The 379-nt window shown below is 49.1% G+C and carries 1 protein-coding gene; it reads left to right on the forward strand.

The features are described 5' to 3' along the window. Positions 1-32: 32 nt before the first annotated feature. Positions 33-379, forward strand: a 347-nt coding sequence (locus BCY78_RS25480; protein WP_199523211.1) for a cache domain-containing protein, incomplete at its 3' end; no start/stop codon positions are given.

A 379-nucleotide genomic window follows, 5' to 3' on the forward strand; every position in this document is an offset into this window, starting at 1 on the left:
ATCCCCGTGTACGGCCATGGTTCAAAATGGCAATGGAGAACGATTCGGTCAGTACCAGTGCGCCTTATTTTTTCTATTTCATTGGCGAGGTTGGGGTAACGGTCGTTCGAGCCAGTGAATTTAAACAGCATGTCTTTGGGGCGGACATCGCCGTGAGTGCTCTTAGTGAATCGTTAAAGGAAAATCCTATTTCGCCGTCGTCGGAAATGTTCATTGTGACTGATGACGGTGGTGTTGTCGCCAGTCGACGGGACTATCGTCCGACCTCTAAGGATGAATCAACCCCTGGAATCCTGGCCTTTAAAGAAGTAAAGCAGCCTGTTGTGCAGGATTATCTGGCATGGAAAGCCGCAAATCTGGATGTTGCCAATGCTGATGG

The sequence above is a fragment of the Pararhodobacter sp. CCB-MM2 genome (assembly GCF_001691415.1).
Lineage (GTDB): Bacteria > Pseudomonadota > Alphaproteobacteria > Rhodobacterales > Rhodobacteraceae > Pararhodobacter.